The organism is Brevundimonas sp., assembly GCF_024711105.1.
GTDB lineage: Bacteria > Pseudomonadota > Alphaproteobacteria > Caulobacterales > Caulobacteraceae > Brevundimonas.
Genome location: NZ_JANJTL010000157.1, coordinates 1 through 3524, shown reverse-complemented (window position 1 = coordinate 3524; position 3524 = coordinate 1). Strand labels below are relative to the sequence as shown.

The following is a 3524-nucleotide window of genomic DNA, read 5'->3' as shown; positions in this document are numbered from 1 at the left end:
CGGATGTCGACCTGCGAGCCCGGCAGGAAGGCCGAGGCGCCGCCGAGGTCGACGGTGAAGCCGCCCTTCACGCGGCCGACGATCGAACCCATGACCGGCTGGCCTTCGGCGAAGACGCCTTCCAGGCGGGTCCAGGCTTCCTCGCGCTTGGCCTTGTCGCGGCTGATGACCGCTTCGCCCATCGCGTTCTCGACGCGCTCCAGATAGACCTCGACGGTCTGGCCGGCCTTGGGCGCCTCGGCGCCTTCCGCGCCGCCGGTGAATTCACGCAGCGGGATGCGGCCTTCGGTCTTCAGGCCCACGTCGACGATCACGAAGTCCTTCTCCACGCCCACGACGAGGCCGTGGACGACCTGACCTTCGTTGAGGTCGCGGCCGGAAAGCTGTTCGTCGAGAAGCGCGGCGAAGTCGTCGCGCGAGGGGTTCATCACATCGGTCATTAGCTAGGGTTGCTCCAAAGGCGGATGTCCGGCGCGCAGCCGGCGGGAGTCCGCCCGTCGTTCAGGTTGAGGGTTGATAGGCGAAGGGTGCGGGGACGAAGTGCGTCCCGAACGCCCGCGGCTGACGAGGATACCGGAGCGTTGGATTTGGCCTCTAGGTGCCGCGCGCCGCCTCGACGATACGGCGGGCCGCATCGAAGGCGGCCTCTATATCCATCTCGGTGGTGTCCAGCAAGACCGCGTCGGACGCCGCGGTCATGGGCGCGGCGTCGCGGTCGGCGTCCCGCGCGTCGCGAATCCGGATGTCCTCGAGCACCGCCTCGAAGGTGACATCCTCGCCGCGGCCGGTCAGCTGCAGCCAGCGGCGGCGCGCCCGGACCTCCGGCGCGGCGGTGACATAGAGCTTCACCGGCGCGTCCGGCGCGATCACCGTGCCGATGTCGCGGCCGTCGAGGACGGCGCCTGACGGCTGGGCGGCAAAGTCCTTCTGAAGCTGGAGAAGGGCGGCGCGCACCGGAGGGTGCAGGGCGACGCGGCTGGCCGCCTCGCCAGCGGCGCGGCCGATCAGGTCGGGATCGTCAAGCGCAGCCAGATCGAGCGTCCGGGCCTTCGAGGCGGCGAATTCGGGGTCGTCCAGGTCGCCGCCCGCGCGCAACACCGCCATGCCGACGGCGCGATAGAGCAGGCCGGTGTCCAGGTGCGGCAGATCCAGCCAGGCCGCGAGGCGCGAGGCTATCGAGCCCTTGCCCGAGGCGGCAGGGCCGTCGACGGCGATCACAAGCGGCATCAAGCGGACTCCATCACTGCGCCCAGCTCCGACATGAGATCGGCGAAGCCGGGAAAACTGGTCGAGATCATTTCAGGCCGATCGACGCCGACAAAGCGTCCCGAGGCCATGCCGAGCACCAAGGCCGACATGGCGAGGCGGTGATCGCCGTGGGTTTCGACGAAGACGCCGCCGGCGGGAGGGCGGCCGGCGCCCTGCACCGCAAGGCTGTCCCCGGTCTCCTCGACCCGGACGCCGCACGCCCCGAGCAGGCGGGCGACGCCGGAGAGGCGGTCGCTTTCCTTGACCCGCAGCTCGCCTAGCCCATGCATGACGCTGGGTCCCTCGGCGCATGCGGCGGCGACGGCCAGGATCGGATATTCGTCGATCATCGAGGCGGACCGGTCGGCCGGGACGACCACCCCTCGCAGGCGCGAGACCCGCGCCGTCAGATCGGCCACGGACTCGCCGCAGACGGCCCGTTCGTTCTCGATCGAAAGGTCGGCGCCCATGTCCTTGAGCGTCACGAAGAGCCCGGCCCGGGCGGGGTTCATCATCACGCCCTCCACCGTCACGCGCGAGCCGGGGATGAGCAGGGCGGCGACGAGCGGAAAGGCGGCCGACGAAGGGTCACCGGGGACCTGGATGTCCGCGGCCCGCAGGCGCTGGCCTCCCTCGATCGAGACCTTCAGGCCCTGGCGGCGGACCTCGGCGCCGAACAGCGGCAGCATGCGTTCGGTGTGGTCACGGCTGGGCGTCGGCTCCTCGACGGAGGTGACGCCCTCGGCGTTCAGCCCGGCCAGCAGGATGGCGGACTTCACCTGGGCCGAGGCGGCCTCGCTTTTCCAGTCGATGGCGGACAGCCGGCCGCCGAAATGTCCGCCCCCGCCGAGCGTCAGCGGCAGGCGGTCGCCCGACAGCCGGGCGCCCATGCGGGCCAGAGGTTCTCCGACGCGGCCCATGGGGCGTGAGCGCAGGGAGGCGTCTCCGTCGAACCGGACCTCGATGGGGTAGCCGGCCGCCGCTCCCATCAGCAGGCGCACGGCCGTGCCCGAGTTGCCGCAGTCGATGACACCCTCGGGCTGGCGAAGTTCGCCGCGCCCGACCACCTTCCAGGCGCCGGGTCCGAGCCGCTCGACGGAGGCGCCCAGCGCCCCGGCCGCGCGGGCTGTGGCGAGCACGTCGTCGCTCTCGAGCAGGCCGTCGATCCTGCTTTCGCCCTCGGCCATCGCGGCGAAGATCAGGGCCCGGTGCGAGATCGACTTGTCGCCTGGCGCGCGGACACGGCCGGAGAGCGCGCCGGACGGGCGCGCGATCAGCCTTTGGGGAGCCCCCGTGTCCGTGGCCAAATGCGGCTCCCAGAGGTCGTGCGGTCCAATGCGGAAAAGGGCTTTTGACAGCGGCCCCATCCGGTGGCAAGGGAGCCGCCCGATACGCCCGGGCCCCCAGCCCGGCCCTCTCACAGCAAGGTTTCGCCCCGTGGCCAATCCCGAGCTCGGCGCCAAGCAGATCTGTCCGAACTGCCAGGCCAAGTTCTACGACCTGAACCGTCGTCCCGCCCACTGCCCGAAGTGCGAGCACGACTTCGAGCCGGAAGAGGCGCTGCGGGTCCGCCGCGGCCGCGGCCGTGGCGGCCTGCCCGATTACGAGGACACCGCCGAGGAGTCCGAGGATCAGGTCAAGGCCAAGGCCTCCGACGACGAGGAGGAAGAGGAAGAGGACGTCAAGACGCCCGAGATCGACGAGGCCGCCAACGAGATCCCGACCGGCGGCGACGACGATGACGACGATTCCGACGGCGCGCCCGAGACCGGCATGGGCGAGAGCGACGACGAGGTCCTCGAGGACGAGGACGACGATTCCGTGCCCTTCATCGAGGGGGACGACGACGATGACTTCGACGACGAGATCGAAGGTCTCGGTGACGACGAGGAGGATCAATAGGGCCTCGGAATCGCCCGTTCGGCCGCGTGAATTCGGGGCTTGATCGGGCGGTCCGGTGCGACTAGGTTCCGCCGCCTCGCGGGGGCCCCGGCCCTCGCGAAACCCGACCAGATCGGGGCTATAGCTCAGTTGGTAGAGCGCTTGAATGGCATTCAAGAGGTCAGCGGTTCGATCCCGCTTAGCTCCACCATCGATCCCGCTTAAAGCGGGATCATTCTTATTACTTTTTATACTTCAATTCATTTTCATTAATAGAATAGTTCCATATTTCTTTTCCGTCTTAATCATATACTGTGAATTTTAGAAGACGGTTTTTCTATTGACCAGAAAAACCGAATACCGCAAATTTATGCTGGTCAGCCAGAGTACCCGGT

4 protein-coding genes and 1 tRNA gene are annotated in these 3524 nt (G+C 68.5%); 2 read left to right on the top strand and 3 right to left on the bottom strand.

All coding sequences use genetic code 11. The features are described from left to right. From Q0M60_RS12385 to aroA, 3 genes are all read right to left on the bottom strand, one after another. On the bottom strand, positions 1-440 hold a 440-nt coding region (locus tag Q0M60_RS12385), incomplete at its 3' end, for a S1 RNA-binding domain-containing protein (RefSeq protein ID WP_296819951.1). Between the two features lie 154 nt (positions 441-594). Beyond that, a complete protein-coding gene (cmk, locus tag Q0M60_RS12380; protein ID WP_296819949.1) occupies positions 595-1227 on the bottom strand; it encodes a (d)CMP kinase in 633 nt (210 codons plus the stop codon). Continuing rightward, positions 1227-2555 carry a 3-phosphoshikimate 1-carboxyvinyltransferase gene (aroA, locus tag Q0M60_RS12375; protein ID WP_296819947.1) on the bottom strand — a complete coding sequence of 443 codons (1329 nt, stop codon included), beginning with the start codon at positions 2553-2555 and terminating at the stop codon, positions 1227-1229. Before aroA ends, cmk begins: the two co-directional genes overlap by 1 nt. A 130-nt stretch (positions 2556-2685) precedes the next feature. Between aroA and Q0M60_RS12370 the strand changes: the two genes are divergently transcribed. Both Q0M60_RS12370 and Q0M60_RS12365 read left to right on the top strand, forming a co-directional pair. Further along, entirely contained in the window at positions 2686-3150 is a 465-nt protein-coding gene (locus tag Q0M60_RS12370) for a TIGR02300 family protein (RefSeq protein WP_296819945.1), read from the top strand. A gap of 114 nt (positions 3151-3264) precedes the next feature. After that, positions 3265-3340 (top strand) — tRNA-Ala (locus Q0M60_RS12365). Positions 3341-3524: the final 184 nt, after the last annotated feature.